Source organism: Nitrosomonas oligotropha (assembly GCF_900106555.1).
In the GTDB taxonomy this organism is placed as follows: Bacteria; Pseudomonadota; Gammaproteobacteria; order Burkholderiales; family Nitrosomonadaceae; genus Nitrosomonas; species Nitrosomonas oligotropha_A.
Genome location: NZ_FNOE01000059.1, coordinates 1 through 4,466 on the forward strand (window position 1 = coordinate 1; position 4,466 = coordinate 4,466).

Annotated in this window: 4 protein-coding genes; all 4 read right to left on the reverse strand. The window is 51.3% G+C overall.

Annotation, left to right across the window (positions count from 1 at the left end; all coding sequences use genetic code 11):
• Window positions 1–2: 2 nt before the first annotated feature.
• On the reverse strand, window positions 3–695 hold the full coding sequence (locus tag BLU57_RS15375; RefSeq protein WP_090322832.1) for a NapC/NirT family cytochrome c: 693 nt from the start codon (window positions 693–695) through the stop codon (window positions 3–5).
• Window positions 695–1,414, reverse strand: coding sequence for a cytochrome c-550 CycA (gene cycA / locus BLU57_RS15380; protein WP_090322835.1), 720 nt, complete (start codon window positions 1,412–1,414; stop codon window positions 695–697). The genes BLU57_RS15375 and cycA overlap by 1 nt, the downstream gene beginning before the upstream one ends.
• A gap of 97 nt (window positions 1,415–1,511) precedes the next feature.
• Window positions 1,512–2,504 (reverse strand): hydroxylamine oxidation protein HaoB, encoded by a 993-nt coding sequence (gene haoB / locus BLU57_RS15385; RefSeq protein WP_256206337.1) that lies wholly within the window; start codon window positions 2,502–2,504, stop codon window positions 1,512–1,514.
• 35 nt (window positions 2,505–2,539) lie between these two features.
• Window positions 2,540–4,252, reverse strand: a complete 1,713-nt coding sequence (locus BLU57_RS15390) for a multiheme c-type cytochrome (RefSeq protein WP_090322841.1) — start codon at window positions 4,250–4,252, stop codon at window positions 2,540–2,542.
• Window positions 4,253–4,466 lie beyond the last annotated feature (214 nt).

The following is a 4,466-nucleotide window of genomic DNA, read 5'->3' on the forward strand; positions in this document are numbered from 1 at the left end:
AATTACTCTTCATCCTCATCTTCATCATCACTCTGGGCTTCTGTGCTGCTAGATGTACCGCCAGCCGCTCCTTCACCCTCGTCTTCTTCCTCGTCTTCGTCTTCTCCACTACCACCGTCATCTTCTTCCTTCACCAAAACCAGCTTGCCAGCTTTCAAGCTCGCATTCAAGTCGGTCTTCGCTACTTCTTCATGCACCAGATTCTGATGGCAGTCTATACATGTCGCACCTTCCGTCTTCATCTTCTTGTGCGCTTCCTGGGCGTCCGCTCCAGGTGGATTCGGGTTCTTATGGCAGTCACGGCAGGTGATGCTGTCCCATTTCTTCAGGTTCATCCGCGCATCGTGCGCCATGATCAACCGGCGTTCGTTAAACTTCTCCAGCGTCGAGTAATCATTCATCAGTTCCAAATACAATTCTCTCGCGCCATCCACTGCGTGGCTATACACCGCTAAGTGGAAGTTCTTAAACCCTTGTGGTATGTGACAGTCTTTACAGCTAGGATTAACACCCAACGCGCCATAGTGCGTCGATTGTCTCAGTTCCGTTTGCGTATAGGTCATCGAGTGACAGCTGGTGCAGAATTCTTCGGTCGAAAGTGCTGCTTCCCCGCCAAATACGACCGCTACCAGTACGATACCCAGCAAGCCGCCTGTCAGCAGCGTGCCTATCGCTCCTTTTTGTATGCCTGTCATTACTCTTTTCCTTTATCTTTTTTGTCCCCTGTCTTTTCCTTTGCGCTGGCTTGGAATTCGTCATGGTACTTGAATTTAGGCTCGCCTACGAAGGTGCCGTCCAGTTTGTAATGTTCGTGCATCGCTTTGACATCTTTGACCATCTTGTCAAAGTTAAAGGTGTATTTAGGGTCTACTGCCGGGGTAAATGGGGTGTAAGGGGCTTTTGCGCCTTTCCAAGGTGAGCCTTCGTAGTTCAAATGGCACGCTGCGCAGGCTTCTTCAAAGTGGAAGTCTTGGCCTTTGTCGGCAACCACTTTGCGTTGTGTGGTGGTGCCTTTGCTTTCAAATGCTTGTCCGGCTTTGCGGTGATCACCCCGGTAGTTTTTGCCAGGTCCGTGGCATGATTCGCAGCCTACTGCCGCCAGGGGCTTTTTGGCTGTTTCTATGGTGTAGCCGCCTTTCTTGCCAAATCCGTCTACGTGACAGCCTACACAGTCTTTGTCTTGGGTGTAGTCTTTTTCCGGATCCAGTTTGGCTTTAACTTTGGCTTCTTTGCGTGTGCCAGGTTTCAGCGATTCCATCGCTTTGGCGTGTGCGGTGTCTTTCCATGCTTTGGCTTGCGATTTGTGGCAGGAGCTGCATTTCGCGCGTCCTTCATAGGTGTCCGCTATCGCTGTGCCTGAAAAAAATGCGACTGTTGCCAGAACAGCCAGTAGATAGGTTATTGGGTGTTTCATCCTTCCTCCTTTATGCTTTTTTAATTCAAGTTTTTGATGGCTCGTATTGTACGCTATCGCCGCTTTGTGTAAATGGCTATTTCGCTGGCGTTTCCGTTTACGGTAGCCGGTATACCCAGTAGCCGCCTTGTTGATAGATCAGTTGCGCTACGTCCAGTTCCGTCGGGGCTTTTTTGTCTACAAACGGTAACATTCTCGCCAGTAGGGTTTGGCTGCTCTTCTCGTCACTCAGGAAGAATACTCTGATTTCTTCGTCCGCGACCGATTGCAGGGTGTAGGTGTCAAAGTCGTTTTCCTTCAGTTGCACTTTCATTTGGTTGATCATGCCGTGCATGTTGCCGGTCATCGGGAAGTTCTGAAACGCTACGCCGATTCTGTCGGGGTACATGAGTCCTGCCTTGTACAGGTCGGTGACGTGTACGATGACATAAGTTTCCCGGTCTGAGCCTACCAGTTCCCGCAGTTGTTTGACGCCTTCTTCCGCCGGTGCGGTCAGGGCTTCGCTGAAACGTTTGAATTGTTCTCGTTCTTTTTGACTGGCTTTGCTTCCCCAGAATTGTTTTTCATAAGCTTGGATTGCTTCACTTTGTTCCAGCCAGGGAACCGGTATCATCAGGGGTTCGTTCAGGTGGCTGGTAAAGAGTGTGTCGTTGCCGGTGAGTAGCTTGATTTGCCGCGATGTGTCCCACCATGAGAGTATCAGGGCGTCTTTCGGGGCGTGCTTGCCTATCGCCGCAGCCAGGGTGCTGAGTTCCGATGGTTTGCGGTCAAAGTTGTAGAGTATTTCGTTGGTGCTGTTCTTCCAGTAAATCAGTACCGGTGCTTCATCTTTTTGTCTTGCGACGATGAATTCGGCGATGGGTTTGGCTACGCCGTCCGCTTGTACTTTGTATTGGCTTAGCTTTAGTTCCGGCCAGCCCGATAGGTCCATTTTGCTGAACTTTTGACTGTCGCCTTCCGCAACGAGTTGATATTGATAGGGGGCCGGTACCGGTTTAAACCATAAGTACGCAAACCAGCCCAATAAAAGCAAACCTCCCGTCACTAGGATGATTCCTAATGACGGGAGTAGCTTGTCTGACGATCGCACTGCCTTGGCAGTGCGATCTTCTGCGTTAGCGCTTATCAAGCTTCGCTTTGTTTACGTTTGCGCCAGCCTGCCAGTGCCAGTGTTCCGGCTAGCAGCATGCCACCGCCTAAACCGCCCAGAGAGATTTTCTCTGCTGTGCCGTCCAAGTCGAGTAGACTGGTTTTCTTGGTTTCAAGATTTTTAACACGTTCTTGCAGTGCAACCATTTCACGGATGCGAGTGTTTTCGTCTTGAATTTCAACATAAGCGCGGTTGATCGGACCCCAGCCTTCGGTGTAGGTCCAGCCGCCCGGATTAACGTGCGCCAGGCCTACGTGCATCTTGGCCAGGTCGTTTTCATGCATTTCCAGCACTTTCAGTTCGATGGCTGCAGGGCTGTTGCCTTTCGACCAGAACAGTTGGGCAAAGTAGGCGTAGCCTTCTTTTTCCGGTGCAGGTGGTGCAGGACGGTTGGTTTTTTGACCGGTCAGCAGGCCTTCTTTGTACAGTTGATGTACGATTGCATTAGCTTCTTGGTATTTAGCCAGTCCTTCCAGGGTGCCTTTGTCCATCAGGTCGAGGTAGGAGCGGGCAAAACGTTCCGAGTGGCATTGGGTACAAGTGACTACCCATGAGTCCAGACGTTTTTCCGACCATTCGCTTTTGATGTTTTCCGCAATTCCAGGAACAAACGGGTAGTTCGCCCAGCGGATTTTTCTGACCATGTTGTGGCTATATTCGCCTTCGTATTCCATGTGGCAACCGGCGCAGGTTGGTGCGTTTTGTCCACCTACTGCATAGGCGTCTTTCAGCGGTGCTTCCCAGTTCCATTGGTTGCCCAGCATCGATACCATCTTGCCGTGCTTGGACATCGAGTACGCTTCCCAGTTGTTGTGGTCTACGCCGCTGTGACAGGTTGCGCAGGCTTCCGGTCTGCGGGATTCCGCTGCTGAGAATTCGTGACGGGTGTGGCATGAGTCACATTTGTTTTGGTTGGTGTGACACATCGAGCAGCCTTCGGCTACTTCGCGTTGTGGCATCGCTGCCCATACGGTGGTTTCTACGTTGGCTTTGTAGTCCAGTGCATGCGATGGGCGTCCATCCGGCCATTGGTCGTGCGGCCAGATCATCGTGTCGCGTTCCGATTCACGTTCCGCAAATTCTGCCAAGTGACAGGTACCGCATACGTCGGCTGTCGGCATTCTGATGTCTTTGGTGTGATCGGCTTTTTTCTTCGCGCCAATGTCTACGTGACAGTCGATACAGCCAACTTCTTTCAGGTTCTCGCCTTCAGCCAGTCTGCCCATCGAGCGAAGGTTCTTTTCGACCTCTTCCAGTTTGGCTTTCTTGTAAAAAGTAGGCTCGCCCGGTTTCAGGTTGCGCACTTTGTCCAGGTTCGCATGGCTGCTTCTCTTCCATGCTTGTACCCATACCGGTGATTCGTCGGTGTGGCATTCCACGCATTCTTTGCGGCTTGCTACTTCTTTGTTCGTGGTTGGTGATTTGTAAAATGTCGCCGGATCCAGGTAAATTCCGTACGGAATCGGTTCCCAGTATTGCGCCAGTGTGCCGCGTCCCGCTCCTTGCGCAGGATCTTTGTAGCGCTTCACGAGCGCTTCGTGCAGTTCCTTCGGCGTTACTTTCGTGCGGTCCAGTTTCAACGCTTCATACAGTTCGTTCGGTACGCTCGGTATGTCAGCTTGAGCCGCTCCTATCAGCAACCCTCCTAACAGTACCGCTACTATCCTCGGCCATAGCTTGCCTTTCATCTCTCTCTCCTTTGGTTTTCCATAAGTTTCTTCCTTGCCTCTTCTTTACTTTGCTCTTCTTCTTATTCTCTACCGCTATGGATACCTCTCATACATCCAGTACCCAGAGCTTTTACTTCCTCAATCCATCCGGTCCCCTCTGCCCATACAGCTTCCCAAAACACAGGCAGGTAGCCTCCTCTAGACTACTTAGTCACCTCACCACTGTCAAGGG

Coding starts and splice junctions, on each gene's coding strand:
- BLU57_RS15375 (WP_090322832.1), bottom strand. CDS start 695: ATGACAGGCATACAAAAAGGAGCGATAGGCACGCTGCTGACAGGCGGC.
- cycA (WP_090322835.1), bottom strand. CDS start 1,414: ATGAAACACCCAATAACCTATCTACTGGCTGTTCTGGCAACAGTCGCA.
- BLU57_RS15390 (WP_090322841.1), bottom strand. CDS start 4,252: ATGAAAGGCAAGCTATGGCCGAGGATAGTAGCGGTACTGTTAGGAGGG.